Origin of the sequence: Peribacillus sp. NPDC094092 (genome assembly GCF_050279365.1) — a bacterium.
Lineage (GTDB): Bacteria > Bacillota > Bacilli > Bacillales > DSM-1321 > Peribacillus.
In genome coordinates this window covers 448,305-474,229 of sequence record NZ_JBNNUC010000001.1, presented here as the reverse complement: position 1 = coordinate 474,229, position 25,925 = coordinate 448,305, and the positions used below count along the sequence as shown (strand labels likewise).

Here is a 25,925-nt window from a genome sequence, read left to right as displayed (position 1 = left end):
ATATGAATTCAGATAAAGTGTTAGATGCTAAGGGACTTGCATGTCCAATGCCAATCGTCAAAACGAGAAAAGCGATGAATGAATTGCAAACAGGACAAGTGCTGGAAATACATGTAACAGATAAAGGAGCAAAAGCCGATTTAGCGGCTTGGTCAAGATCTGGTGGCCATGAACTGGTGGAAACCGCAGAAGAAAATGATATACTGAAATTTTGGATCAGAAAAGGCTGATGAAGGGAAGGGAACCATTAGGGTTCCCTTCTTTTAAGGGAGGCACTTACAATGGATATCACCTTTATCATGACCATCTTTTTGATTGGTTTTATAGGTTCATACGTTTCTGGAATGCTCGGCATCGGCGGCTCGATAATAAATTATCCAATGCTGCTGTTCATTCCCCCGATCTTTGGTTTAGCGGCATTTAGTGCCCATGATGTGACAGGAATAAGTGCTGTACAAGTCTTATTCGCTTCCATCGGAGGTATATGGAGCTATCGTAAGAGCGGACATTTAAATAAAACGCTTATTCTCTATATGGGGATCATTGTGTTAATCGGAAGCGTGGTTGGGAGTTTTGGATCACGATCGATGTCGGAAAACGGAGTGAATATCGTCTATGGCGTTTTGGCGTTGATAGCGGCTGTCATGATGTTCATTCCGAAGAAAGGGCTAGATGACATTCCTTTGGATCAAGTTACTTTCAACAAATGGCTTGCTGCCATCCTTGCCTTAATCGTCGGAATAGGCGCTGGTATTGTCGGTGCCGGAGGGGGCTTTCTATTAGTTCCCATCATGCTTATCGTTTTAAGAATTCCAACCAGGGTGACGATCGCATCTTCATTAGCCATCACTTTCATTTCATCCATCGGTGCAACCGTAGGGAAAATCTCGACGGGACAAGTTGATTACTATCCGGCATTAATCATGGTTGTTGCTAGTTTAGTGGCATCTCCGCTCGGGGCGATGGCCGGTAAAAAAATGAATGTAAAAGTCCTGCAAGTCATACTGGCTCTATTGATTTTAGCGACGGCTGTGAAAACATGGGTCGGAATCGTGTCTTGAGGAACGATCTGACTTGACCTTGACAGGGAGGGGGCGTGGTTACGAATTTCTCAAAGATCATCTTGTTATAAAGGCTGGAACTCTAGATATATAAGGGGTTTTAGTCTTTTTATTTTTGCACTCCTTTTTTGTTTTTCAATAGATTTTTGATTTCCTAACAACAAAATAATAGGGTCATTGATTGGAGGAAATATCATGAATGAAATGGGGGGGATTCCATTTTCTGGCTGCTATTCGCTAGCGATGACTGTCGCTATTGTGACTATTCCTGTTACTCAGATGCTGTGGAAAAACTCAAGGAGGGAGAGAAGTTTGAACCCACCATTCTCCAGACTAATGACTTTCATGGCCATTTGGATGACATCGTCACGCTGGATTATGGAACCGCTCATCACAATTTCTAGTGCCAAGTATGTAACAATCATCGAAAATGTGCACTATAAAGAGGAGAATATGCTTCTCGTCGATGGCGGGGATGTCTTCCTGCACGGTTTCAGGCGGATCAAGGAGAGTTGGAGATGTCTCTTTTGAAAGCTTTGAACTATGATGCAATGGCTCTCGGAAATAACGACTTCAGCGTTACCATGCCGGGGAATGCACACCAGTCAGCCGATATGAACCATTTAAAGGATTACCACCTAACGTAAATTTCCGAATCCTTACAGGTAATGTCATTGACAGGGAAACAGGAAAGTACATACACTTCCTGAAGTGAGTGAAAAGTCGGACATTAATATTGTCCTTTCGCATGCCGGAAACACTGAAGACCTCAAGTTGGCAAAGTTTTCAGGAGTTTCAGCGGTAATCGTCGCAGATACACACAAGGCTATCAAAACTCCCGAATACGAATTCAACGGAGAAGTGATGGTGCCAATTACTCAAGCCATCGGAGATGAAGAACATTATTTGGGCCGCCTGGATTTGACTTTTAAAGTCGTTGCCGGCAAATTGACTTTGGACGAATCCGATGGAATCCTCTACGACGTCACAAATGTTCCTGCAGATCCGGAGATAAAAGCGATCATAGACAATTAACGTACAGATTTGAAAGCGCAATAATCCAAATGCTATGAGGTATGGACTAAGAGAGGTTATTCGCTTTTTAGTTTCTTTATCAATGATGAGATAAGATTGCAAAAAAGAGTCTTCCAGAAGTCGGGGAAGACTAACGACTGGCGGGCTTTTTATTTTGCTCATTTATCGGAGAAGACATAAATCAAACAAGAAGGATGGGATCCTGATGGTTGATGAAAATAAACAAAAAAACAAACGGGGACAATGGAAAAAGCAAGTTATGAATAATCTGAAGAGGGAAGCTGTCAAAAATATCATATCAGGAATGGGAGACATAGCAAGATTAGATGCTAAAGTCAATAATACTTACACTATATACATCAAGGATGGAAAGATGATAAAGCAACCTACAAATGGGAAGTGTGTTGTCATAATGGAAAAATCCAAGATTAATTGAGAAGGGTTAGGAAATACATTAAGGAATTTTTGGTAATTTGACTCCAGCTACTCTTCTAAAGAATTTCTACAATCTAATTTTTAATAAAGAAATAATGACATGAAATCACTGCGATTTACTAGGACTGCCACAATTGTTATAGAGCCGATTCCTTCAATTAGCGATCTTTGCTCCAAATATACTAAGTATTATCTTCTTTGCTATGGCATTAAGAAACACTCTAGCCGTTATTGTTGTTTTGATGATTTATTTCCCGCGTTTTAGCAGTGGCATCTTATCGGTAATCCATTAGGAATAGATATTATCTATGTCGCTGCGGTTATAACCTTATTTGTTATGCTAATATAAAAAGAGGGAGGATATTCCCTCTTTTTTTAAATTCATCCAAAATCTGAGATTGAATGCCATTGTGAGGAACTCAGTGTGGAATATGTCTTTATGGAATAAATTCTTTTTTCAACAACTAGTTTGGTCGAATCGAAAATCTTTTCTTACTTTTTATCAAATAATCTTTTAATAACACATTTAATTTCCATGACAAATGATTTTTTAAAGAATATTTAAAGGATAATACATTCAATGATTCTTGTGGTTCCCCCGATTATTCCAACAATTCGGAAATATTCGTATAAACCTAATCAGGGGTATAAACAATTTCATATAAAACAAATCAGTCATTCATTTTTATTATCTTTTAAATGACCGGAACGTACCACTTTAGTTTTTAAATATTTTTCATTAAACCCGGAAATATCTCCCATAACGGAACTCTGCCTACAACATTGGCTCCTGAGTTTTGGTGGGCTTCTAATTTTCTCGGATTGTTTGTGCTGATTTATTAGTAAGGTCCTATAATAAAACTCATCACCTTCAAGTAGCGATAACTCGTAGCAATAACTTTGGTTCGATGCAACATACAGAAAAGTAAGGTTTACCAATGCTTTAAATAATACAGAAATCCCTCTTTATGGTGATGTATTAAACATTCGTAACTGGATTTATGTAGAGGATCATTGCAGTGCCATTCATACTGTACTTGAAAAGGGAGATCGGTGGCTCTAAAGAAAAAACGAATCACGAAATTATAGCCTGTATTTTGAAGGAATTAGGAAAAGGCCAAAGTTTAATCAAACATGTAACAGATCGAAAAGGGCATGATCGTCGATACTCTATGGATTCTTCAAAAATCACAAGAGAATTAGGTTGGATGCCAACTGTCTCTTTTAAAAAGACGATAGAATGGTATCGATAAAAAAACAAGAGCATTATATATACCAATTTGTACGTCATGAGCATTATCGCAAAAATCTCGTAAAGCAACTGCAATCTCTGTAAGGGCCCCAACAACAATGTTTGATGCTATTGCGAAAAATCTAATTTGTGGAGAGGTAGTAAATGAATCCTAAACATAGTTTGGAGCAAAGTAAGACCTGAGTTGTCATTGGTGTACGGCAGCAATTGAGGCCACTGTGGAAATCTTGCTACATTGGTTGCTATCGTTCCTGCTCCAGCTAATGCTTCTGCAATTGCTGTTGGTCTGTCTAATGCTACAAATTTTCTAAAAGTTCCCGCTCCAGAACCACTTATTAATCTAGTAGATGATAAAATAGGAATTTTTTCACACTCCCTTTCTGGTGATACTGTTTTCTATGAATTTATATATGATTGGTACAAGCTTTTTCATTATTTTTTGAAATACATATAAATTTGGTGAAAAAATTTATCTGTTTGTTTCACTGCCATTAGTATGTGTAAACCTTAAATTAAGCATTAGTACAAAAAGGTTATGCCAACTTGAAAAAGAACAAATTCCGTAAATAGAGACATTAATCCAAACGATATTTCGTTGAACACATATAGTATTGTTAATTGGGTTTGTAAATAAGAATATTGAGGTGTTGTACACTGAAAGTTGTAATATTCACTGGAATTACGGGTCATGACGATCCAAATTGTGTGGAACTGTATTAAAATAGTTTATCATGTTTATTTGCTAAAAAAAAACAGTATCGAAACATTGAAAATATTTTATTTACTGAATTAGGTTGGTGAAGTATGTTAACGGACAATGATGTAATAAAAGATTTTTTTGGAAATGATCTATCGGTAAGGTACGGTCCTTTTGCTGGAATGAAATATATAAATAAATCGCTAGGAAGCCAGTTATTACCTAAAATATTAGGTTCCTATGAAGAACCAATTCAGCATTGGATTAGTGAAGCGATCACTAAAAATTATAGTAAATTAATAGATATTGGCTGTGCTGAAGGATTTTATGCAGTTGGAGTAGCGTATAGGATGGCAGATATTGAAATTCATGCATTTGATATTGATGAGATGGCAAGAAATGCATGTTATGAATTAGCAATTAGAAATAAGGTCGTTAACCGAATTAAATTAAAAGGTGAATGTACGCATGAAGAACTAGACAATATTGTAGATAAAAACACATTAATTATTTGTGATGTTGAAGGGGCTGAAAAGAATTTACTCTCACTAAAAAAGAGTGCATCTTTGATAAAATCAGATTTAATTATTGAAACACATGATTTTATTGAAGCTGGTATTACTGACTCTCTTATCAATGAATTTTATAATACACATCGAATCGAAATGATTGTAGATTATCCACGAAGCACAAAAAAATATCCAATATTAAATAATTATCATTATCCACATAAAGTTTTAGATGAACTTCGACCTAGCGGAATGCGCTGGTTACGATTAACTTCATTATCTAATGCAAATCCATTAATATAAAAAATAATGATCAATATGATGATAATAAGGAGGAAAACTTTGAACAATTTAACAATACCTGATTTCAATGATACGATTAGGCCAAGTAATGAAATCGTTTTTTGTAGCTCAGCTGTAGGTCCGTTACAAGAAAAATTATTTGAATTAATGGAACCTACAGTTAAATTATATACAAAGTTGCACAAGATGGATTACTATCTAAAAGTTTTCCCTACTCCTCTTGATTCTACTCGCCCAGCGCCTTGGGGAAAAATCATAATAATTAAAAAATTGTTAAACTTTTATAAAACGGTCATTTGGATAGATTCTGATGCGCTTATTTATAACCCAACTATTGATATAAGGGGTGATATTAATACTAATTATCCTATGCAGTTGGTTACACATAATAATATTAACCCGATATTCCCAAATACTGGTGTTTGGGTAGTGCAAAAAGATTCTCGTTCAAATGACTTATTGGACGCGATTTGGCAACAAACACATACAATTAATTCAGCCTGGTGGGAGCAGCATGCCTTAATAGAGCTAATTGGGTATAGAAATCCATTTTTAGGTGAACCGAAATACGAAGGCACAACGAAATATTCGGATTGGGTGGGAACATTAGATTTAAAGTGGAATAGTAGACATGGTGATTCTTCTGAAAATCCTGTAATTTTTCACTTTCCAGGCTTTCCTTATGAACAAAGATTGGAGTTAATGCAAAAATATTTTGATGAATTTAAACAAAAGTATCTTAATCAAGGATGAACTTTGAGCAAAGAAATCATTTAGGAAAGGAGTATCCCAATTGAAGGTCGTTATCCTAGCAGGTGGCTATGGAACAAGAATCAGTGAAGAAACAGATATAAAACCCAAACCAATGATAGAAATAGGACAGTTCCCTATTATTTGGCACATTATGAAAGTTTATTCTTTTTACGGTTTTAATGAATTTGTACTTTGTTTAGGATATAAAAGTAACTGTATTATCGAGTATTTTTGTAATTATTATTGGAATACTTCAGATATAACCATTGATTTTAATAATAATAATAAAACTATACATTCCAGAAATGCAGAACCTTGGAAAGTAACACTAGTAGATACAGGTATTGAAACAATGACTGGTGGTCGTATTCGTAAAATAAAACCATATGTTGGTAATGAGAGGTTTCTGTTAACCTATGGTGATGGAGTTGCAGATATAAACATTCCTAAATTAGTTGAGTTCCATGAGAAGCATGGAAAAATAGCTACACTAACTTCAGTTGTACCTAATGGAAGATTTGGTAGTTTAACAATATCAGCCGAAAACAAAGTAATAGATTTTAAAGAAAAAAAGGATAATGAAGATAAGAGAATCAATGCAGGTTTTTTTGTATTGGAACCCGAAATATTTGAGTTAATTGAAGGAGATTATACTGTTTTTGAGAATGATCCTTTAGAGTTACTTGCAAAAATGGGGGAGTTATTCACTTTTAAACATGAAGGATTCTGGCATCCTATGGATACTCTAAAAGATAAGAATCATTTAGAAACATTGTGGAAGCAAAAAAATGCTCCTTGGAAAATTTGGGGGTAAACTGAGATTTTATATTACAAAGGTAGATGAATAATTTGGATTGTTCTTTTAAAAATGATGTATATTATTCTGATTTAAACTATATACTTGCAAAATTAAGTGAAGAAGAAAAAAAAAAGTTTGAAAATTCGTCAATATTAATTACTGGTTGTGCTGGGCTACTTGGCTTTTATTTCATGTCTTTTTTTTCAGAATTTTTCAATGAACTTAAATTGAAAAAAGTTATTGGTATAGATAATTTCCAGCTTGGATGTCCTTTATGGGTTCAAAAAATAAATAATAAAAATGTACAAATTTTAAATTTAGATATAGCCAATATTAAAGTAGCTGATGCTAAAAATCTGTATAATTGTAATTACATTATTCATATGGCTTCCATTGCCTCACCACCTTTTTACAGAAAATACCCTTTAAAGACAGTAGAAGCCAATGTTTGGGGTCTTAGAAATCTATTAGATATCTATATAAATAAAGATATTAATGGATTTTTGTATATGTCTACTAGTGAAATATATGGTGAACCTGATCAAACCTTCATTCCCACTCCTGAAACTTATAGAGGTTATGTATCTACAATTGGCCCTCGTGCATCTTATGATGAATCCAAAAGATTTGGAGAAACACTCTGCTATCTTTATTCCAAAGAATATTCTTTACCTATAAAAATTGCCCGTCCATTTAATACTTTTGGCCCAGGAATGAGGCTTAATGATAAAAGAGTAGCTGCAGATTTCGCTCAATCAGTTATTAATAATCAAAATATATTTGTGTATTCCGATGGTTCACCAACTAGAACTTTCTGTTATGTAACTGACGGAATTGTTGGTTATATTAAAGCGATGTTATATCAATCTTTCGATGTTTTTAATATCGGGATAGATAAACCAGAAATCTCTATTAAGAAATTGGCCGAAATATACGAAACGATTGGTAAAAGTCTGTTGAACTTTAATAAAAATATCGTTTATAAAACATCTAATGATCCCAATTACTTATCGGATAATCCTACTCGAAGGTGTCCAGATATATCTAAGGCAAAGTCTTTATTAAATTATAATCCAACAATTGAAGTGGAGGAAGGAGTGTATAAATTTTTAACATTCTTAACAACAGGAGGTGATATCAATTGATAACTGTTTTGGGAATGGGATTTGTTGGTCTAACTACAGCATTGGGATTGTGTGAGAAAAAACAAATTGTTTATGGTTATGATATAAATAAGGAAAAGATAGAAAAGTTAAAAAGAGGTGAGATACCTTTTTATGAACCTCACTTAAAGAACTATTTAGAAAAACATTTAGGCGAAAATTTAAAATTAGTTAACAACTTGGAAAGTGCAATAGAAAACAGTCACATCATATTTTTTTGCATGGGTACACCAAGTAAAGAGAATGGTTCATGTAATTTAGAATATATGTTTAATGGAATTGATGAAACATTGAAATGTATGAAAAATAAACCACACAAGGTTTTCGTGATAAAATCAACGATTCCTCCCTCAACTACAGAACAAGAAATAATACCATATATTAAAAGCTTAGGTTTTAAAGTAGGAGAAGATTTAGGAATCGTAAATAATCCTGAATTTTTACGGGAGGGACACGCTTGGAATGATTTTATGAATCCAGATCGAATTATTATTGGTGAAAGTGACAAGAAAAGTGGGGATTTAATTGAAGAACTATATCAACTATTTCATGCACCCATATTTAGAGTTTCATTAAATACTTCCGAGTTTACTAAATATTTATCTAATAAACTTTTAGCTTCGCTAATTGTTTCTCAAATGAACTTTCCATGATTGCAAAAACAATTGGTGGAATTGATATCAAAGAAGCTTTTAAATTACTTCATCTTGACAAAAGCTGGTCAGGATTACCGGCAGGTATGACTAATTATGTATATCCGGGGTGTGGATTTGGAGGATATTGCTTACCTGATGTAGACTTTGTACAAAACCTGTACCAAGAATTGCTGTTTCGTGAACCTGATGAAGGGGGACTACACGGATTTGTCACCTATCTAAGGCATGGAGGAAGTCGAACTACTGTAATAGAATCTATTTTAACATCTCCAGAATGCACTGAACTTCTTACTCATAAAAATCCTCCATGGATATAAAAAAATTTACCTTTTTATTTCTCTTCATGACATCCAAATGTGATTATTCTATTATCAATAAACTAATATCCTATTTGAGAAATCATTCAAAAGTTTTATGAGATTTATCAAAAGGAATGGAAGAAGTTTGTTGTTTGCTTATTTAAGGAGTTATTATTAAGGGAACCGAAATCAATTGAATTGGATCATTATTTTAACCTAGCTACTTCGAAGCACAGCAAAATATCTATTATCGAGTCAATTCTAAAAATTGAGGAATGTGTGCAACATTACAATCAACCACCTGTAATTCTTAATAGAAATAATATAACGATTGTCGGAATATTGAGAACGTATTCCCAGTCCAAAGAAACATTATTTGTAAAATGTCTATACCGGGAATTCCTATATCGTGAACCTGATCAAGCGGGATTTCAAGGTTTTGTAAATTTTCTTATGGCAGGAGAATCACGCTTTTCTGTTTTGATAGCAATTTTAACTTCAGAAGAAAGCATTTCAATTCTAGGTTCCTCAAGTCCAACTTGGAAAAAACATTTTGAAAATATAGTAAGTTGTATTATCCCATCCTTTAATCAAGTTGCATTAGTAAAGCAATGCTTAAAATCACTCAAAGCTACAACTACTCAAATTTCTTATGAAATTATCGATGTTGATGATGGAAGCAAACCACAAATCCAACGGCAGCTTTTTGACTGGGGGGAGGAGGAAAATGTAGAAATTATTCTAAAAAAATCAAACGAAGGATTTAGTTGTACTGTTAACCAGGGTATAAAACAGGCCAAAGGTAAATATGTATTATTGATAAATAATGATATTATTTTTAGTGAGCCTGAATGGCTTGGGAAAATGATTCATACAATGCAAAGTTCTTCTGAAATTGGTGTTGTAGGAGCAAGATTACTTTATCCCGATCAAACTATTCAACATGGAGGAATGAGCTCAGATTTTTTTCATAGATATGTTGGACTCCCAGCAGAATATTCACCGGCCTTAGTCGTTGAGGAGGTTCAAGCTGTTACAGGTGCCCTATTTTTGATTTATCAAGATGTAATTGCTGATTTAGGACACTTCTCTGAAGATTATTTTACTGCTTATGAAGACGTAGAATTTTGCTTAAGAGCGAGATTGAAAGGGTGGAAAGTGATTTACTGCGGTCAAGCTGCTGCAATCCATTTGGAAGGAAAAACAAGAGGTGGGCATCAAAAAAACCCATTTTACATGCAAAAAAACTTTGAAGCATTTAAAAAATTTGAAATGAAGTGGAGTGGTTATTATAACATCCTTAAATCATAGAGAGAGTGTTTACGTCCTTAAGGCAACTGGTGTATCAGGAGGAGTCAAGAATGTTTTCGAACACGTGATCCTGATGGTGGATTCCTCAAAGTTTTGAAAAAAGGCGTTTTCGTTAATCGTACTAGCTATTGAAGTGGATGAGGTCATTACGGATAGAGAAATAGATGAAGTATCAAGAAAATTGCTTGAAAAAAGAAATGTAAAAGTAACGAGTGTAAAATAAGATAGACTCATTAGCGACAGTTGGGAAATGTGTCCTTTAAAGCGAGCAATCTATAATTTATAGAGGTTAAGGTACCCAATCTATTTTTTGTTACGTTGGAACACTGTATATTTGTTTATTAAGAGTGAATCGAAAGATAAAAAAAATTTGAAGAAACAGGTGACCACCATTTATATTTCATCGACAACATTTTGTCGAAGTGATGAATAGCAAAGCTGACATATACCTTGCTTTGCAATCGTATACTTTGAAAATGAGTAAACCGGAAGCGATAGAGTACATAAGGCTATTCAGATTCATGACTTAATTACTGTTAGGTGTAGGATGGAGACGTTACGGGATGTGAATAGCTCTATGTCACGCAATAAGAAGGGGAAAGGTGGTATTTTCCTAAGATTCTTAGAAAAATCTTATTGCAAACTTTGCATTTCTTTTCAAAGGGTGGATAGTGGAAATTTGTTTCTTGGAAATGTCAATAATGATGGGGGGAAGAGTTCTTAAAGTCTTCTCGACAGTTGAAATTGGAAAACCTTTCCGGTAGCATATATTAAGAATCATAGAATAGGAGGTTGTCCATTGGCTTTACAAATTAAAGAAGTTACGAAAAAATTCGGGGAATTCACAGCTGTCAATCAGCTTGATTTAACTATCCCCGAGAAAGAAATGTTCGGTTTTTTAGGTGGGAACGGAGCGGGGAAAACGACTACGTTCCGAATGATACTCGGCCTGCTTGACCCGACTGAAGGGGAAGTGACATGGAATGGTAACAAAATCGATTATACGACCAGTTCATTGATTGGCTATCTTCCTGAGGAACGCGGACTATATCCAAAACTGAAGGTCCGTGACCAAATTGTGTATTTGGCTAGATTAAGAGGGATGAACAAAAGGGATGCTTTGAAAGAATTAGAGTATTGGCTAGACCGCTTTATGGTTCCCGAGTATATCGATAAGCGAGTTGAAGAGCTTTCAAAGGGAAATCAGCAAAAAATCCAGCTAATCGCGTCCATGATTCATAAACCTGAATTACTTATCCTTGACGAACCCTTCAGCGGACTGGATCCAGTAAATGTGGAAATACTGAAGAAAGCCGTCATCGACTTAAGGGACAGCGGTACGACAATCGTTTTCTCGAGCCATCGCATGGAGCATGTTGAGGAGATGTGTGAGCATCTTTGCATCATGCATAAAGGTTCCCCCGTTGTGGCTGGAAAATTAAAAGAAATCAAGCGTTCTTTTGGTAAAAAGAATGTGTCAATTAAAGCTGATTTTGATTTATCCTTTTTGGATAATTATTCAGGTGTAACAAAAGTAAAGAACACGATGGAAGGAAAAATTCTTCAAGTAACTGGGGAAGATGTGGCTGAGAACATGATTCGTGATCTTGTTCCAAGAGGTTTCGTCCGTAAATTCGAATTGGAAGAACCATCACTAACGGATATTTTCATTGAAAAAGTGGGTGCCGTCTATGAATAACTTTTGGATTGTCCTTTCCCATACATATCTATCAAAATTAAAAACGAAATCCTTTATCATTTCGACAATCATCATGATGGCCCTGATTCTTGTCCTTACGAATATTTCGAATCTCATTGATAAATTCGACAGTGATGAACAGGAAAAGGTTGCCGTCATCGATAAGACTGAAGGTAGCTTATTTGATTCTTACAAAAAAGCGGTAGCAGGTGTGAACGACGACCTATCGATAATTTCCGCCCAGGATGAAAAGAAAGCGGAAGAAATGGTAAGCGCGGAAGATATCGTTGGGTATTTGTTAATAGAAAAGGATGAAACCGTCGGCTTCAAGGGAACGTATAAAGCGAATCAGATTTCGGACTCTGCGGTAAGTAATGACTTGCTTTTAGCGCTTACCCAATTGAAGGGTCAAATAACTGCGAAGGAATTGAATTTGACAGAGCAGCAAATCGCTCAATTGAATGCGCCGCCAGCATTTGATACGATTGCGCTTCAGAAAAATGCAAAAACGGAAGAGGATCTCAACCAAGCACGCGGTCTCGTGTATGTGCTCCTATTCGTCATTTACTTCGGAGTATTGATGTATGCAACGATGATTGCAATGGAAGTGGCTACTGAGAAAACATCACGGGTCATGGAAATCCTGATTTCAAGTGTCCCGCCAGTCACACAGATGTTTGCCAAAATAATGGGTGTTGCTTTGCTTAGTCTTACGCAAATGATTTTATTTTTTGGTGTGGGCTATTTCTCGATTAAACAAAACTTGACTGGTATGGATGAAGGATTCTTTTCATTTTTCGGTTTCGGAAGCATCGATATCTCAACAATCATTTATGCGATCATCTTCGCTTTGCTTGGTTATTTTCTTTACGCGACTCTTGCGGCATGTCTTGGATCCGTTGTCAGCAAAATTGAAGATGTCCAGCAAATGATTTCACCGATGACCATGTTAGTCGTCATTGCCTTCATGATTGCGATGTTTGGACTGGGGAATCCGTCAGCGAGTTATATTACGATTACATCATTCATTCCATTTTTCACGCCAATGATCATGTTCTTACGCGTAGGGATGCTTGAAGTTCCATTCTGGGAAATCGCCATCAGCATTGCTCTGTTGATCTTAACCATTGTTTTACTGGGCATAATCGGGGCAAAAATATATCGTGGCGGAGTCTTGATGTACGGAAGCTCAAAATCACTGAAAAGCATCAAGAATGCCTTGCAATTATCAAAGAAAAATTAACATGAAGGTTTTTTACTAAGATAAAAAAGGAATGAAAAGCAACATAGATATTAGGGAACATAAATATATTCCATTGAGGCAACCACGATTAGGAGTGAATGATTATGAGCAATCTGGTAACGTTGACGATAGCTTCAGAAGCGTTTCTCTTGCTATCCTTCATCATTATTATTTTATCTAGCAGGAATCTGAAAATGAATGTACTCTGGGTCATCCTGCTCATAATTGGAGGGGCACCGCTTCTATATTTAGCTATTGATCATGTGAAAAATGATTATATCGATGCAAATATCGGATTGGGCCTCGCCTTTATGTTTACCTGGATATATAGCGCAGTAGCCTTTATCATTGCCACCATTCTTTTAGTGAAGAAGAATAGGAATAATAATATTTCAAAAGAACAGTAGGCATTGCTTTTTATAAGAAAATAAAAATGCTGAGGATGCACTAGTATCCTCAGTCATTTTTTTGACATAATGAGGTTCGGAATGCTCTCACCCCGAACCGGGAATGGTTTATTTCCTCTCCAGGAACTTGCTTTCCGCGGGCGGTCTGGGAGCCTCCCCGACGATTCGGGATTGAAGGAATTTGCGGCACTCCTGCAGTAAAAGTGGCTGGTCGGGATCCCACAGACGATTGGCAGCCAAATCGGAAAGGGAGGGGATTTCTGAAATCATCTGTATGTTGTTTGTTTGTCCTCAGTGTTTTTATGTTATCTGGTTTAATTAGACATACCACTCCTTTTCTTAGGCAAATAGGTTTTTGGCGTTTTAGGTCCATGAAAGTGCAACATACAAAAAATGTACATTTCTTAGCGTAAGAATAGAAAACATTATTAAACAAATAGTAATAAATAAGGAACATAAATCTTTTCCTTTGCATAGGGTAGTAGGGTATGGTATATTATTTTCGAGGAGGGATGGGAAATGGATGAAATGTTGAATGGTAAAGATTCTGTGAATGAAGAAGAATGCTGTACGACCTCTTCCTACGGCCGAAAAAGTCATCACTCAGAAGCAGTAAAAAAGAATTTAACGACCCGGTTAAATCGAATTGAAGGTCAGATCCGCGGTATAAAGGGTCTTATTGAAAAAGATACGTATTGTGATGATGTGATTACCCAAATAGCAGCTACACAAAGCGCGATGAATAGTGTAGCCAAGATATTATTGGAAGGCCATCTAAGGAATTGTGTGGTCGAACGCCTGAATGAAGGTGACACAGAGGTTATAGATGAAGTGCTTGTAACGATTCAAAAATTAATGAAAAAATAAAGGAGTAGATGTGGAAATGGAAAATGTAACATTGAGTGTAAGTGGAATGTCTTGTGGTCATTGTGTGAATGCAGTTGAAGGGAATGTAGGAAAACTTGCAGGTGTTGAAAGCGTAAAAGTGCATTTGGACGCAGGAAAAGTAGATGTAGCGTTTGATAAGGAAAAAGTAACACTTGAGAAAATAAAAGAAACAATCGATGATCAAGGCTACGATGTCGAATAGGTCATGGGAGTGCTTTTAAGCACTTTTTTTTACAAAAAAATATACCCCATAACGGTATACAAAGGCGGGGATGATGTGAGGGGCCAAATAAAAGAAACAACCATGCAGATTACAGGTATGACTTGCGCTGCCTGTGCTAATCGGATTGAAAAAGGGCTAAACCGGATGGAAGGCGTTGAGGAAGCCACCGTTAATTTGGCTCTTGAGAAATCGGTCATTAAATATGATACGGAAAAATTAAGCAACAAGGACTTTGAAAAGAAAATTCAAGATCTTGGCTATGATGTGGTAAAAGAGACAAAGGAATTTACGATTACGGGCATGACCTGTGCTGCCTGTGCTAACCGGATTGAAAAAGGGTTAAATAAGCTGGATGGAGTAAGCATGGCCAATGTGAACCTTGCGCTCGAAAATGCGACAGTCGAATATGATCCTTCCGAAACCTCCCCGGTTGACATCATTAAACGGGTGGAGAAGTTAGGATACGGGGCAATCATCAAGGAAGATAACCCCGAATCCGAGGATTTCCGTCAAAAAGAAATTCAAAAACAAAAGAATACATTCATTTTTTCGGTCATATTATCATTTCCATTGTTATGGGCGATGGTAAGCCATTTTAGTTTTACTTCGTTTATCTATATGCCTGATTTCCTCATGAATCCTTGGGTGCAAATGGCATTTGCCACCCCTGTGCAATTTCTGATTGGAAAGCAATTTTATGTTGGGGCTTATAAAGCCTTGAAAAATAAAAGTGCCAATATGGATGTATTAGTCGCAATGGGAACATCCGCAGCCTATTTTTACAGTGTTTATCAGGCGCTCATCTCGATGGGATCCCATCACAATACGGCACAACTTTATTTCGAAACTAGTTCGATTCTTATCACCCTCATTCTCTTAGGGAAGCTTTTTGAAGCAAAAGCAAAAGGACGTTCTTCCGAAGCCATCAAAAAATTGATGGGGCTTCAGGCCAAAACGGCACTGGTGTTTAGGAATGGGGAAGAACGTGAAATACCACTTGAGGAAGTAATCGTGGGAGATACGATATTGGTGAAGCCGGGTGAAAAGATCCCTGTCGATGGAGAAGTGGTCGAAGGGAACTCAGCGGTTGATGAATCCATGTTAACGGGTGAGAGCATTCCAGTGGATAAAACAAACGGGGATACTGTGATCGGTTCAACATTGAACAAAAATGGTTTTCTCAAAATGAAAGCGACAAAGATCGGAAGGGATACAGCTCTTTCTCAAATCATAAAAGTGGTCGAAGATGCTCAAGGGTCCAAGGCTCCGATTCAACGTCTGGCTGATCAAATTTCCGGGGTCTTCGTTCCCATTGTTGTCGGAATCGCTCTTTTAACTTTTCTGGTTTGGATGATATGGGTTAACCCTGGAGAATTCACACCAGCTTTTGAAGCGATGATTGCAGTGCTAGTCATAGCCTGTCCATGTGCTTTAGGTCTGGCCACCCCCACATCCATCATGGCGGGATCAGGCCGGGCCGCTGAATTCGGTATTTTATTTAAAGGCGGGGAACACTTGGAAACCACACACCATATAGATACGGTCATTTTGGATAAAACGGGAACAGTGACAAATGGTACCCCTGTGTTGACCGATGTCCTCATCGAGAACGGTATGGAGGAAGAACAGTTTCTATCTCTAATCGGCGCAGCTGAAAAACAATCTGAACACCCTCTTGCGCAATCAATCGTTCAAGGAATTCAAGCAAGACAGATATCACTTGCTGCGATTGAGGAATTCGAAGCGATTCCTGGTCACGGCGTTAGAGCTGTAGTGGATCAAAAAGTTTTGTACGTTGGAACTCGTAAATTGATGAAGCAAAATAACGTGGATATTTCTAAGGCCCTAACAGCGATGGAAGCATTTGAAGAGCAAGGGAAGACAGCAATGCTCGCTAGCATTGAGGGTGAATATGCAGGACTCATTGCCGTTGCCGATACGATAAAAGATACCTCGCTAACGGCAATTAGAAGGTTGAAAGCCATGGATATCCAGGTCATCATGATAACCGGGGATAATCAAAGGACAGCAAATGCCATCGGGCATCAAGTGGGGATTGACCAAGTGATTGCAGAAGTCCTTCCAGAAGGGAAAGCGGAAGAAGTGAAAAAACTTCAGGCCGACGGTAAAAGAGTGGCAATGGTCGGAGATGGGATCAATGATGCTCCCGCGCTGGCACTAGCCGATATAGGAATGGCTATAGGAACCGGGACAGACGTAGCCATGGAAGCTGCCGATATCACTTTGATCCGGGGGGATTTGAACAGTATTGCAGATGCAATCCTCATGAGCAGGAAAACGATGCGGAATATCAAACAAAACCTATTCTGGGCTTTTGCCTATAACGTGATCGGGATACCAATTGCGGCAATCGGACTGCTTGCCCCCTGGTTAGCTGGTGCTGCCATGGCTTTCAGTTCTGTATCAGTCGTATTGAATGCTCTTCGCCTTCAACGGGTAAAGCTCTAAAAATCATGTAACATATAAAAGGCAGTTGTACTGACTGATTATAACCAGGCCACGAGCGTTGGGATTTTCATACCCAACAAATAAAAGCCGATGATTCCATGCAATGAATCATCGGCTTTCATCTGGAGCCGTGCTTTTTTATGTTTATAACGACTCCTAAATGGTGTTCCTTCATCCTTTCGGTTGCCAAATCGTCATTTTAAACAGTAGAATACATAATCGGTTGGTGCGCCTCGCTCGCCTTGTTGATGGAGCATCGCTGATACATTACCGCGATGATAGGTCCCATGATTCACTACATGATGGATGAGGTCGGCAAGTACAAACTCACAAACCCCCATTTTGGGATGTTCGGTTACAATGGTCCGTTCAAGATCAGGCTGTGAAGTGAAAAAATTATCATAATCCTTTGCAAGTTCATCATAGGAGGATTCAAGTTCAAGAAGTGAGAACCCACCCACTTCTTTTCGCCGCTGTTCAACTTTCTTAAAAGTATCTTGAACGGTGCTTCCTTTCATTATCTCCAACCAGGTAAGATCTGTTGAATAAAGGTGAACAAGGACTTCTTTGATGGATGGAAAGACACTTTTTATTGTGTCACCATAGACTCCGTCCGGTAATTGTTTTAGGTTTTGAAACACTTGCCGATTAGCCCACACATGATAATCATACATTTTCCTTACACGGTTCATTTCCATTTTTTCACTCCTTCAATTGTTACATATCCTTTTCGACATATTTAAAAAAATACCTCTAAAAAAATAACGGTCATCCTGTAAAAAAATTACTTTTTTGATAAGTGAATAAACTGCTTTTTCACCAAAAAGTACTGGTTTATCAATAGAAAACGTTTCATATGGGCAGCTGGCTTGCCTCTTTTATGGATTCAGTCTATTAAGTTTAGTAAGACAAGCAATAAAATTAAGTTTAGCAGACCTAAATAAAAGAAGTGATGGAGTAGACACTTTACTATTTTTTTTACCCATTTTGAGGCATGGGTTCGATATTATAATTAATATTTTGATTCGATGAAGTTTTTTAGTAGATATCTGATAATTTGTCCATGCCAATGCCTCGTTTTATACATACCATGATAGAAGATGACATCCTACTACTGTAAATGATTAAGGGTTTCCTCAAGGAGGAAATCCACAGACATGAAGTAATGGTAAAAGGTGATATAAAATAAAAAAAACGGGTGGATATGCAACTAATTGTCATTCAGGGATGGAAAGCATAAACTAGCGAATTAATTTGTTAGAAAATAGAACCGTCATTAATTCCAACCATGGAAAACAAGCTGTTTTATTCTTCAATCAATGGGTTGATTTTTGGAATTCAAGAGTGTGTAAATTCGCTTTATATGAAATTATTGTTAATAATTAGTATAACTCTTATCGAGAGAGGTGGATAAAAATGAAAGCAGATGCCGTTTTTGAAGGTGGGGGGGTCAGGGGAATTGCTTTTATTGGTGCGATACAAGCAATGGAAGAGGAAAAAGTAGAATGGGAGAGACTTGCTGGAACATCAGCAGGAGCTGTAATAGCAGCTCTTTTGGCGAGTGGCTATAAAAGCCATGAAATTAGAGAGAGGTTTAGTGAAATCAACTACTCAAAGATGCGAGGCAGGACAATTCTGAATCGAATTCCCATTTTGGGTTTCTTTTTGGAACTTATGGTTCATCTTGGGATTTTCAAAAACGACTATTTGGAAAAATGGGTGGATTCTCTTCTTTCAGAAAAAGGGATTAAGACATTCGCGGATCTTCCAGATGGAAAGTTGAAGATAATTGCTTCTGATGTTACGAATGGCCAGATGCTTATTTTGCCAGATGATTTGGTACGCTATGGAATGTCCCCTGCTGATTTAAAAGTTTCAACTGCCGTAATGATGAGTGCCTCTCTACCATTTTTCTTCCGTCCGGTTATCTGGAAATCAAAAGACCGGAAAAAATCCTACATTTTAGATGGTGGTTTACTTAGTAACTTCCCAATATGGATTTTCGATACAGATAATCCTCGCTTTCCAACATTTGGATTCCATTTTGTGAAAGATGAAGTTAATATAGATCCGGTCATACCAACGCCAATCCACCTTTTCAAAAATATATTTAAAACGATGCTTCAAGCCCATGATTTACGACATATGAACGAAGAAACGATTGAACGCACGATTCAGATTCCTACTGGCGGCATCAACGCAACGGATTTTGAACTAAGTGAGGATGAAATCGACTTTCTCTATCAATCAGGCTATACTTCTGCAAAAGAATTTTTGTCAGAGTGGGATTTTGAACAATATAAGCTCAAACGGATGCTAAGAGTAAAAAATAAGTAGGAGAAACATTCGCATTCGTTTCAAATAAGTGGCAAGGAGCTGTTACAACGGCTCTTTTTCTTATTGAACGAACGATCAATAGTTTAATATGAGGCATGGAAGTCTTGAGCTTAAAAGCAATAAGTGGATATACGAAATCGTAAAAAATTAACATGATATATTATTTTAGAATTTTTTAAATGAATAAAACGGAAATATAAGAGTAAGAACTTCCTTACCGGATTCAGGAGATGGATCAAACGAATGCATCGTTTCCGCTATAAATTATGAACAGCCTAAAGGGGAAGAGATAGGAGTAACTCAATGTCACTGTGAGGAACGGATGATGAGCCAGCCTTTTCATACCTCTATTAAAAAATATAGTTGCAGTACATATGCAAAGGGATGAATTCAGTATTCCGGTTGCTTATCAGGAAGTTGTGGAAACTCCATTAAGATTTAATAATACCATTGGAAAGATAAATTCAGCAGCGCCAAGCAAACAAGCAGCGTCCCACTTATCTTGTACACATCGTACTGCTTTGTCAGGTACGTCTAGGGACATCCTGCAAGTAACAGGGCATTTTTTTATCTTATAGAAATATAATAAAAACGTCTATGCTTTTCTGGCAGTAAAGGTAGTGATGGAAATGGATCTTGGGCTAACAGTTTGTAATGGTTTTATTCTCAAAAAAACCGATCTACCAATTTCCCCACTTGGCATAAAACCGATCACTAGGAATAAAATCCCGAAAATAAGAATAAAGATTGACAATTACACATCCTCATAATACGATACTTTACAGAATAAAAAGAATTTTCTTTTTATTTTTTTGCCACAAAACAAAAACCTAGTTTTATATTATAAAACAACAACCTCCTTGTTTTTACATATTCTCCAAGCGTGAACTCTGACTTTTTCTTATTTTGGAAGCGCTGCCAATTATGGCGTTTTATATAACAAGGGGGGATAAGGTATGGAAGCAAGAATGGAAACAAAGCAAGAAAAGCCATTAAATTTTGGCCGGAAATTTCGCTGGACCGTCGTCATCTGGTTATTGATTGGGGGGATAATCAACTACCTAGATCGGGCCAACCTTTCCATTGCAGCTCCTGAAATGATGAAGGATCTCGGACTAAGCGTGACCGAAATCGGGTTATTGGGAACCTTTTTTTCTTGGAGTTATGCATTAATGCAGCTTCCTTCCGGCTGGCTGATTGATCGGTTCGGGACCAAAAAGGTGTATACAATTGCGCTTATTTGGTGGAGCGGTGCGACCATTTTAACCGGAGCCGTTCATAAAATGAGTTCATTTATTGCTGCACGGATTTTACTCGGAGTGGGAGAAGCACCGTGTTTTCCGACGATGGCTAAAATCACTTCGTATTGGTTTCCTAAAAAGGAACGAGGCTTGGCAACTGGAATTTGGGATTCTTCGTCCAAATGGGGGCCAGCCATCGCACCGCCTATTCTCGTTTTCATCATGGTGACTTTTGGGTGGAGGGCATTGTTTTATATAACGGGTGTGATCGGCATCATCTTCGCGATCGGTTTTGTTATTTTTTATAAAAATCCTGAAAAAAGCCAAAAGCTTTCCAAGGAGGAATTTGATTACATTAAGTCGGAAGGAGGTGGGGTGGAGCAAGGCATTCAATCATCAAAAATAAAATGGGGTTCATTATTTAAATATCGAAGCGTGTGGGGAATGATTCTGGGCTTCTTCTGTACCATTTGGATTTGGAACATTTTCCTTGTCTTCCTTCCCCTTTATTTGTTTGATGTCCATCATGTTTCACTTAAAGAAATGGGTATATATGCAGGTATTCCTTGGCTTGGCGGAATCTTTGGCAATATTTTCGGAGGATATCTTACTAAAAAATGGGTGGACAAGGGAATTACTACACCTATTAAAGCAAAGCGTGCCTTAATTAGTATATGTGCCATTTCGGCCGCTATCGTTGTTTGTGCAGTTCCACTTGTCAAAGGGCTCGCCATTACCTTAACATTACTGACCCTTGCTCTTTGTTTTATTTCTGCCATTACAGGCAGTGCGTGGGCACTTGCCGGCGACATCGCTCCTCCTTCCATGGTTGCTTCCGTAGGTGCAATTCAGAATTTTGGCGGTTATTTTGGTGGAGCCTTTTCCCCTGTTGTGGCAGGCATGATCGTGGATGCAACTGGTTCTTACTCACTTGCCTTTATATCTGGCGGTTTAATCGCCGGATGCGCTGCAATCTGTTATTGGTTCATTGTAAAACAACCTATTCAAGAATAGAGTAACAGAGGAGGACATAAATTGATGCCAAAAGTGTATATTGCAAGACCAGTACCGCCCGAAGTAGAGGCATTTATTTCGAAGTATTGCCAGTATGAAAAATGGAACGGCCCTGAACCAATCACCAGGAGCCAGCTGTTAAAGGAAATTTCCGATGTGGAGGGACTGCTCATCACCGGAGAAAAAATAGATGATGAATTTCTAGATCAAGCACCGTGTCTAAAGGCTGTCAGCAATATCTCGGTAGGCTACAACAACTTTGATCTAGAGGCAATGAAAAAGAGAAGCATAATCGGTACAAATACACCAGATGTCCTCAATGAAACCGTGGCTGATTTAGCTTTAACCTTAATGCTCTCAGCAGCCCGCCGTATTCCGGAACTGGACAAGCTTGTAAAGGATGGCAAGTGGGGAAATGAAGGTGATGAACCCCTCTTTGGCGTTGATGTTCATAGAAAAACATTGGGCATCATCGGTATGGGGAGAATTGGGGAATCTATTGCAAGACGAGGCAAATTCGGTTTTAACATGGAAGTTTTGTATCATAATCGGCGAAGAAAATCCGAAGTGGAGGAAATGCTAGGTGCAACCTACTCCTCTTTAGAGAGTCTATTACGGGTATCCGATTTCGTCCTTTTAATGGTCCCATATACTCCGGAGACCAGGCATCTTATGGGACGTGAGCAATTCGCAATGATGAAAAAATCCGCGATTTTTATCAATACATCCCGCGGTCAGACGGTGGACGAAATGGCCCTTATTGAAGCACTGCAAAATAAGGAAATCCTTGCAGCCGGTTTGGATGTATTTGAACAGGAACCCGTATCGCCCGACAATCCGCTTTTAGCCATGCCGAATGTGGTTACCCTGCCGCATATAGGCTCAGCTACTTATCAAACACGATTTGATATGGCCATGCTTGCGGCAAAGAACCTCATTGCAGCGGTTACCGGAAGGGAGGTAAGCAATGTTGTCCCTGAATTGAAGGGGCATCAGTCACTAAAATAGTAAAAAATCATTAACACAGCGAAAATATTAGGTTGTCCATGACAATTAAAAACTCATACCATTCAAAAACTTACCTCAGATAGATCGTTTTTTATAAAAGCAGGATATAAAAGAAAATTCGATTAAATTTGGCATCCATTCAATGTGGATGCTTTTTAAATGGGGGAGAAAGAAAGTTCAAAAATGACTCTAAACCATTTGTTCCACGGCACGATTCCAACCAACAAATTAAGACGTTGAAGACTTGTCTAGGTAAGTTTTATGTATGATAAACCGTTCCAAAAGGAGGAGTGATCGGATATTACAGAAAAATTAGTCAGCGGGCACAAGAAAGTTTACGAGGTGATTAAGTGATAGAAATATGCTGCATGAACTACATAGTGACCATTAAAAAATAATTCTAAAATAACTCCAAGTATGCAGTTGTAATGATTCCAAGAATTATTACAGAATTAGGCATTTTTTAATCAATTGATTTTTTTCATTTCTTAAGTAAATTCAATAGTTTATCTAGTTCCTGGCTTTTATATAATGTTGTTGGGGCTGTAAAACCATATAACATTCCCGTAGATATTAATTCTTTCCTCAATATTTCAATTTTTTCATGTAATTCTTCCAAACTCTTCAAAGCAGAATCCCTCAAGTACTTTCATTTTTTATTATGAAACCATTATTACATAAATTAGGATGTTTTTAAATAAAAAGTGAGTAATCACTCATGAAATTCCTGTACATTCGTTAGTCTGATATCGATCGTGCTTTTATTCTACTTATTCACAAACTTTACATAAACAGATTAAATACTATAAGTTTATTGAAGTTTTGTTATTGTTAAAATAACCCATGGCAGTTATTTGTAACGATTAAATAAATGATTCATGAAGAGAAATAGGATGAAAGACTGTCGATATATGTAAAAGTTTGTAGGTGAATGGTATTGTATGGGTGAATCATTTCTCTTGTTGTGTTAGATGCGGACCATTAGTCCTGCTTGAAAATTCCTAAATGGGAACTTATTGATTTACACTTCTTCATACACCTTTAAAAATGCCCTTCTATACTTGAACCAGATTTAAATATTAGGAGGGAAAGATCAATGAATAATGAAAGAGCAATGGATGATTTAATTAAGAATTGGAGCGAATTAGGCAAGAATATGGACCGCCGAAACTTTATCCAGGGAGCAAGTAAGCTTGCCGGACTTTCATTAGGTCTTGCCCTTGCCCAATCAATGGGAGGGATTGAAGTGAATGCTGCCCCGAAATTCAGTGATTATCCATTTACTCTCGGAGTAGCTTCAGGTGATCCGCTTTCGGACAGTGTAGTTTTATGGACAAGGTTGGCACCTGATCCGTTGAATGGCGGAGGAATGCCAAAAGAAGCCATTTCCGTTAAATGGGAAGTGGCGAAGGATGAGAATTTCAGAAAGATTGTCCAGCAAGGCAAGGAAATAGCCAGGCCGGAACTTGGCCACTCCGTTCATGTGGAAGTAAGCGGGTTAAAACCTGATAAGGTCTATTTTTATCGTTTTAAAAGCGGAGGGGAAGTAAGTCAGACTGGGAAAACGAAAACACTTCCGCCAATAGGTTCAAGTGTATCGAGCTTGTCATTCGCGTTTGTTTCATGCCAGCAATTTGAGCATGGTTATTATACGGCCTATAAACATTTGGCAAAAGAAGATCTGGATATTGTCTTTCACCTTGGCGATTATATATATGAATATGGACCAAATGAATATGTTTCATCTACAGGTAATGTCCGTGTACATAGTGGTCCGGAGATCATCACGCTTGAGGATTATCGAAATAGATATGCACAATACCGCTCTGATACCCATCTAAAAGCGGCACACGCAGCTTTCCCATGGGTCGTGACTTGGGATGATCATGAAGTTGAGAACAATTATGCAAATGTCATCCCGGAAAAAGGACAGTCGGTAGAAGCATTCATCAAGAGAAGGGCCGCCGCCTATCAGGCTTACTATGAGCATATGCCCCTGCGTAAATCGTCTTTGCCTAAGGGAGCGGATATGCGGTTATACCGAAATTTCACATATGGAGATCTGGCCTCTTTCTTTGTATTGGATTCCCGTCAATACCGGGATGATCAGGCTAACGGCGATGGAAGTTCCCCGCAAACGGCTGAGTCACTTGATCCGAAACGGACATTGCTAGGTCCAGAGCAGGAACAATGGCTAACTGACAATCTATCAAAATCTAATACGAAGTGGAACGTTCTGCCTCAGCAGATTTTCTTTGCACAAAGGAATTATGGAACGCCAACCGCTCCAAAATTCAGCATGGATTCCTGGGATGGCTACCCGGCTGCACGCGATCGCTTAATTGATGTAATCCAAAGTAACAATCTAGAAAATCTGGTCGTGTTGACCGGTGATGTACATGCTAGCTGGGCAGCCAATTTAAAGGCGGATTTCGGTGATCCAAATTCAAAGATTTTCGGTGTGGAGTTTGTCGGAACTTCCATCACTTCTGGTGGAAATGGAGCGGATAAGCGTGCGGATACTGATAAAATACTAAGTCAGAATCCACATATAAAGTTCTTTAATGATTACCGGGGATATGTCCGCTGTAAAGTAACCCCAGAACAATGGAAGGCTGACTACCGTGTAGTCCCATTCGTGACAGAACCAGGCGCGGACATATCGACAAGAGCATCCTTTGTTTTCGATAAGGATCAAACAGGGCTGCGTAAGGTTGCATCAGCAGCGGTTATGGAAGGGGTACAAAAAACGAACGAGGTCGAGGAAGATCGGACACGTGCCCATAATCGCGCACATGAAAAACAAAGAATGAAAAAGCAGGGGAAAGTGACTAATTGATAGGAAACCATAGTGATGCTTGACAAGAATATAGCAAAGAAAAATGAGAAAATAAGAGGAGTGAATATGAATGCTTTCAAATATAGGAATACCCGGTTTGGTGATTGTACTCGTGATTGCACTGATTATTTTTGGACCGTCCAAGCTGCCGGAAATCGGCCGTGCATTTGGCCGGACATTGTCCGAATTCAAAAGTGCAACAAAGGGATTGGTGAATGATTCAGAAAAAGAGGATGAAAACGAGAATAAAGCTGCGTTAAGAGCTGTTAAAAAAGAGGGATGAA

29 protein-coding genes and 1 pseudogene are annotated in these 25,925 nt (G+C 37.9%); 27 read left to right on the top strand and 3 right to left on the bottom strand.

Annotation, left to right across the window (positions count from 1 at the left end; genetic code table 11):
* The first annotated feature begins 2 nt into the window (after window positions 1–2).
* The 6 genes from ACQKNS_RS02215 (at window position 3) to ACQKNS_RS02190 (ending at window position 2,532) form a co-directional block, all read left to right on the top strand.
* Window positions 3–230, top strand: a complete 228-nt coding sequence (locus tag ACQKNS_RS02215) for a sulfurtransferase TusA family protein (protein WP_427640986.1) — start codon at window positions 3–5, stop codon at window positions 228–230.
* A gap of 51 nt (window positions 231–281) precedes the next feature.
* Window positions 282–1,061, top strand: coding sequence for a sulfite exporter TauE/SafE family protein (locus tag ACQKNS_RS02210; RefSeq protein ID WP_427640985.1), 780 nt, complete (start codon window positions 282–284; stop codon window positions 1,059–1,061).
* 312 nt (window positions 1,062–1,373) lie between these two features.
* Window positions 1,374–1,592, top strand: a complete 219-nt coding sequence (locus ACQKNS_RS02205; protein ID WP_427640984.1) for a hypothetical protein — start codon at window positions 1,374–1,376, stop codon at window positions 1,590–1,592.
* Window positions 1,580–1,708: a hypothetical protein gene (locus tag ACQKNS_RS02200; protein ID WP_427640983.1), complete on the top strand. Its 129-nt coding sequence runs from the start codon at window positions 1,580–1,582 to the stop codon at window positions 1,706–1,708. The genes ACQKNS_RS02205 and ACQKNS_RS02200 overlap by 13 nt, the downstream gene beginning before the upstream one ends.
* A 220-nt stretch (window positions 1,709–1,928) precedes the next feature.
* The gene (locus ACQKNS_RS02195; RefSeq protein ID WP_427640982.1) at window positions 1,929–2,096 is read left to right on the top strand and encodes a hypothetical protein; all 168 of its coding nucleotides are present in this window, start codon (window positions 1,929–1,931) and stop codon (window positions 2,094–2,096) included.
* Window positions 2,097–2,301: 205 nt separating this feature from the next.
* Window positions 2,302–2,532 carry a hypothetical protein gene (locus ACQKNS_RS02190; RefSeq protein WP_427640981.1) on the top strand — a complete coding sequence of 77 codons (231 nt, stop codon included), beginning with the start codon at window positions 2,302–2,304 and terminating at the stop codon, window positions 2,530–2,532.
* Between the two features lie 674 nt (window positions 2,533–3,206).
* On the opposite strand, the pseudogene ACQKNS_RS02185 reads toward ACQKNS_RS02190, so the two are convergent.
* A pseudogene (locus tag ACQKNS_RS02185) lies at window positions 3,207–3,361 on the bottom strand (GTP cyclohydrolase); the annotation flags it as partial.
* A 128-nt stretch (window positions 3,362–3,489) separates the two neighbouring features.
* Between ACQKNS_RS02185 and ACQKNS_RS02180 the strand changes: the two are divergent.
* From ACQKNS_RS02180 to ACQKNS_RS02105, 16 genes are all read left to right on the top strand, one after another.
* Window positions 3,490–3,594: an NAD-dependent epimerase/dehydratase family protein gene (locus tag ACQKNS_RS02180; RefSeq protein ID WP_427642108.1), complete on the top strand. Its 105-nt coding sequence runs from the start codon at window positions 3,490–3,492 to the stop codon at window positions 3,592–3,594.
* On the top strand, window positions 3,551–3,784 hold the full coding sequence (locus ACQKNS_RS02175) for a GDP-mannose 4,6-dehydratase (protein WP_427640980.1): 234 nt from the start codon (window positions 3,551–3,553) through the stop codon (window positions 3,782–3,784). Before ACQKNS_RS02180 ends, ACQKNS_RS02175 begins: the two co-directional genes overlap by 44 nt.
* Window positions 3,785–4,018: 234 nt before the next feature.
* Entirely contained in the window at window positions 4,019–4,237 is a 219-nt protein-coding gene (locus tag ACQKNS_RS02170; RefSeq protein ID WP_427640979.1) for a hypothetical protein, read from the top strand.
* A 350-nt stretch (window positions 4,238–4,587) separates the two neighbouring features.
* Window positions 4,588–5,292, top strand: a complete 705-nt coding sequence (locus tag ACQKNS_RS02165) for a 50S ribosomal protein L11 methyltransferase (RefSeq protein ID WP_427640978.1) — start codon at window positions 4,588–4,590, stop codon at window positions 5,290–5,292.
* A gap of 39 nt (window positions 5,293–5,331) precedes the next feature.
* Window positions 5,332–6,045, top strand: coding sequence for a hypothetical protein (locus tag ACQKNS_RS02160; RefSeq protein WP_427640977.1), 714 nt, complete (start codon window positions 5,332–5,334; stop codon window positions 6,043–6,045).
* A 40-nt stretch (window positions 6,046–6,085) separates the two neighbouring features.
* Complete coding sequence (gene rfbF / locus ACQKNS_RS02155; protein ID WP_427640976.1) at window positions 6,086–6,859, top strand: glucose-1-phosphate cytidylyltransferase; 774 nt, start codon at window positions 6,086–6,088, stop codon at window positions 6,857–6,859.
* A gap of 26 nt (window positions 6,860–6,885) precedes the next feature.
* Window positions 6,886–7,989, top strand: a complete 1,104-nt coding sequence (locus ACQKNS_RS02150) for an NAD-dependent epimerase/dehydratase family protein (protein WP_427640975.1) — start codon at window positions 6,886–6,888, stop codon at window positions 7,987–7,989.
* Window positions 7,986–8,660 carry a nucleotide sugar dehydrogenase gene (locus ACQKNS_RS02145; protein ID WP_427640974.1) on the top strand — a complete coding sequence of 225 codons (675 nt, stop codon included), beginning with the start codon at window positions 7,986–7,988 and terminating at the stop codon, window positions 8,658–8,660. Before ACQKNS_RS02150 ends, ACQKNS_RS02145 begins: the two co-directional genes overlap by 4 nt.
* A complete protein-coding gene (locus ACQKNS_RS02140; protein ID WP_427640973.1) occupies window positions 8,657–8,980 on the top strand; it encodes a DUF4214 domain-containing protein in 324 nt (107 codons plus the stop codon). Before ACQKNS_RS02145 ends, ACQKNS_RS02140 begins: the two co-directional genes overlap by 4 nt.
* Before the next feature lie 261 nt (window positions 8,981–9,241).
* The gene (locus ACQKNS_RS02135) at window positions 9,242–10,273 is read left to right on the top strand and encodes a glycosyltransferase (protein WP_427640972.1); all 1,032 of its coding nucleotides are present in this window, start codon (window positions 9,242–9,244) and stop codon (window positions 10,271–10,273) included.
* Between the two features lie 799 nt (window positions 10,274–11,072).
* On the top strand, window positions 11,073–11,972 hold the full coding sequence (locus ACQKNS_RS02130; protein WP_427640971.1) for an ABC transporter ATP-binding protein: 900 nt from the start codon (window positions 11,073–11,075) through the stop codon (window positions 11,970–11,972).
* Window positions 11,965–13,215, top strand: a complete 1,251-nt coding sequence (locus tag ACQKNS_RS02125; RefSeq protein WP_427640970.1) for an ABC transporter permease — start codon at window positions 11,965–11,967, stop codon at window positions 13,213–13,215. The genes ACQKNS_RS02130 and ACQKNS_RS02125 overlap by 8 nt, the downstream gene beginning before the upstream one ends.
* 104 nt (window positions 13,216–13,319) lie before the next feature.
* Complete coding sequence (locus ACQKNS_RS02120) at window positions 13,320–13,622, top strand: hypothetical protein (protein ID WP_427640969.1); 303 nt, start codon at window positions 13,320–13,322, stop codon at window positions 13,620–13,622.
* A gap of 528 nt (window positions 13,623–14,150) precedes the next feature.
* Complete coding sequence (locus tag ACQKNS_RS02115) at window positions 14,151–14,489, top strand: metal-sensitive transcriptional regulator (RefSeq protein WP_427642107.1); 339 nt, start codon at window positions 14,151–14,153, stop codon at window positions 14,487–14,489.
* A gap of 16 nt (window positions 14,490–14,505) precedes the next feature.
* Window positions 14,506–14,712, top strand: coding sequence for a copper chaperone CopZ (gene copZ / locus ACQKNS_RS02110; protein ID WP_427640968.1), 207 nt, complete (start codon window positions 14,506–14,508; stop codon window positions 14,710–14,712).
* 102 nt (window positions 14,713–14,814) lie between these two features.
* Window positions 14,815–17,202 carry a heavy metal translocating P-type ATPase gene (locus ACQKNS_RS02105; RefSeq protein ID WP_427642106.1) on the top strand — a complete coding sequence of 796 codons (2,388 nt, stop codon included), beginning with the start codon at window positions 14,815–14,817 and terminating at the stop codon, window positions 17,200–17,202.
* A gap of 194 nt (window positions 17,203–17,396) precedes the next feature.
* Here the strand turns inward: ACQKNS_RS02105 and ACQKNS_RS02100 are convergent, their stop codons facing one another.
* Complete coding sequence (locus ACQKNS_RS02100) at window positions 17,397–17,900, bottom strand: DinB family protein (RefSeq protein WP_427640967.1); 504 nt, start codon at window positions 17,898–17,900, stop codon at window positions 17,397–17,399.
* 718 nt (window positions 17,901–18,618) lie between these two features.
* Here ACQKNS_RS02100 and ACQKNS_RS02095 point away from each other — a divergent pair.
* From ACQKNS_RS02095 to ACQKNS_RS02085, 3 genes are all read left to right on the top strand, one after another.
* The gene (locus ACQKNS_RS02095) at window positions 18,619–19,539 is read left to right on the top strand and encodes a patatin-like phospholipase family protein (protein ID WP_427640966.1); all 921 of its coding nucleotides are present in this window, start codon (window positions 18,619–18,621) and stop codon (window positions 19,537–19,539) included.
* Window positions 19,540–20,495: 956 nt separating this feature from the next.
* The gene (locus ACQKNS_RS02090) at window positions 20,496–21,794 is read left to right on the top strand and encodes an MFS transporter (RefSeq protein ID WP_427640965.1); all 1,299 of its coding nucleotides are present in this window, start codon (window positions 20,496–20,498) and stop codon (window positions 21,792–21,794) included.
* 24 nt (window positions 21,795–21,818) lie between these two features.
* The gene (locus tag ACQKNS_RS02085) at window positions 21,819–22,802 is read left to right on the top strand and encodes a 2-hydroxyacid dehydrogenase (protein ID WP_427640964.1); all 984 of its coding nucleotides are present in this window, start codon (window positions 21,819–21,821) and stop codon (window positions 22,800–22,802) included.
* A 481-nt stretch (window positions 22,803–23,283) separates the two neighbouring features.
* Here the strand turns inward: ACQKNS_RS02085 and ACQKNS_RS02080 are convergent, their stop codons facing one another.
* Window positions 23,284–23,421 carry an aspartyl-phosphate phosphatase Spo0E family protein gene (locus ACQKNS_RS02080; RefSeq protein WP_427642105.1) on the bottom strand — a complete coding sequence of 46 codons (138 nt, stop codon included), beginning with the start codon at window positions 23,419–23,421 and terminating at the stop codon, window positions 23,284–23,286.
* Between the two features lie 477 nt (window positions 23,422–23,898).
* Here ACQKNS_RS02080 and ACQKNS_RS02075 point away from each other — a divergent pair, with 477 nt between their 5' ends.
* Together ACQKNS_RS02075 and ACQKNS_RS02070 are read left to right on the top strand one after the other, a co-directional pair.
* Window positions 23,899–25,641 (top strand): alkaline phosphatase D family protein, encoded by a 1,743-nt coding sequence (locus ACQKNS_RS02075; protein WP_427640962.1) that lies wholly within the window; start codon window positions 23,899–23,901, stop codon window positions 25,639–25,641.
* A 70-nt stretch (window positions 25,642–25,711) separates the two neighbouring features.
* Window positions 25,712–25,924 (top strand): twin-arginine translocase TatA/TatE family subunit, encoded by a 213-nt coding sequence (locus tag ACQKNS_RS02070; protein ID WP_063233420.1) that lies wholly within the window; start codon window positions 25,712–25,714, stop codon window positions 25,922–25,924.
* Window position 25,925: the final 1 nt, after the last annotated feature.

What these genes read in the sequence shown, in the direction of transcription:
- ACQKNS_RS02095 (WP_427640966.1), top strand. Translation starts at nt 18,619, where the DNA reads ATGAAAGCAGATGCCGTTTTTGAAGGTGGGGGGGTCAGGGGAATTGCT.
- ACQKNS_RS02165 (WP_427640978.1), top strand. Translation starts at nt 4,588, where the DNA reads ATGTTAACGGACAATGATGTAATAAAAGATTTTTTTGGAAATGATCTA.
- ACQKNS_RS02085 (WP_427640964.1), top strand. Translation starts at nt 21,819, where the DNA reads ATGCCAAAAGTGTATATTGCAAGACCAGTACCGCCCGAAGTAGAGGCA.
- ACQKNS_RS02150 (WP_427640975.1), top strand. Translation starts at nt 6,886, where the DNA reads ATGAATAATTTGGATTGTTCTTTTAAAAATGATGTATATTATTCTGAT.
- ACQKNS_RS02120 (WP_427640969.1), top strand. Translation starts at nt 13,320, where the DNA reads ATGAGCAATCTGGTAACGTTGACGATAGCTTCAGAAGCGTTTCTCTTG.
- ACQKNS_RS02215 (WP_427640986.1), top strand. Translation starts at nt 3, where the DNA reads ATGAATTCAGATAAAGTGTTAGATGCTAAGGGACTTGCATGTCCAATG.
- copZ (WP_427640968.1), top strand. Translation starts at nt 14,506, where the DNA reads ATGGAAAATGTAACATTGAGTGTAAGTGGAATGTCTTGTGGTCATTGT.
- ACQKNS_RS02100 (WP_427640967.1), bottom strand. Translation starts at nt 17,900, where the DNA reads ATGGAAATGAACCGTGTAAGGAAAATGTATGATTATCATGTGTGGGCT.
- ACQKNS_RS02075 (WP_427640962.1), top strand. Translation starts at nt 23,899, where the DNA reads ATGAATAATGAAAGAGCAATGGATGATTTAATTAAGAATTGGAGCGAA.
- ACQKNS_RS02115 (WP_427642107.1), top strand. Translation starts at nt 14,151, where the DNA reads ATGTTGAATGGTAAAGATTCTGTGAATGAAGAAGAATGCTGTACGACC.
- ACQKNS_RS02090 (WP_427640965.1), top strand. Translation starts at nt 20,496, where the DNA reads ATGGAAGCAAGAATGGAAACAAAGCAAGAAAAGCCATTAAATTTTGGC.
- ACQKNS_RS02200 (WP_427640983.1), top strand. Translation starts at nt 1,580, where the DNA reads ATGTCTCTTTTGAAAGCTTTGAACTATGATGCAATGGCTCTCGGAAAT.
- ACQKNS_RS02210 (WP_427640985.1), top strand. Translation starts at nt 282, where the DNA reads ATGGATATCACCTTTATCATGACCATCTTTTTGATTGGTTTTATAGGT.
- ACQKNS_RS02140 (WP_427640973.1), top strand. Translation starts at nt 8,657, where the DNA reads ATGATTGCAAAAACAATTGGTGGAATTGATATCAAAGAAGCTTTTAAA.
- ACQKNS_RS02190 (WP_427640981.1), top strand. Translation starts at nt 2,302, where the DNA reads ATGGTTGATGAAAATAAACAAAAAAACAAACGGGGACAATGGAAAAAG.
- ACQKNS_RS02125 (WP_427640970.1), top strand. Translation starts at nt 11,965, where the DNA reads ATGAATAACTTTTGGATTGTCCTTTCCCATACATATCTATCAAAATTA.
- ACQKNS_RS02070 (WP_063233420.1), top strand. Translation starts at nt 25,712, where the DNA reads ATGCTTTCAAATATAGGAATACCCGGTTTGGTGATTGTACTCGTGATT.
- ACQKNS_RS02105 (WP_427642106.1), top strand. Translation starts at nt 14,815, where the DNA reads ATGCAGATTACAGGTATGACTTGCGCTGCCTGTGCTAATCGGATTGAA.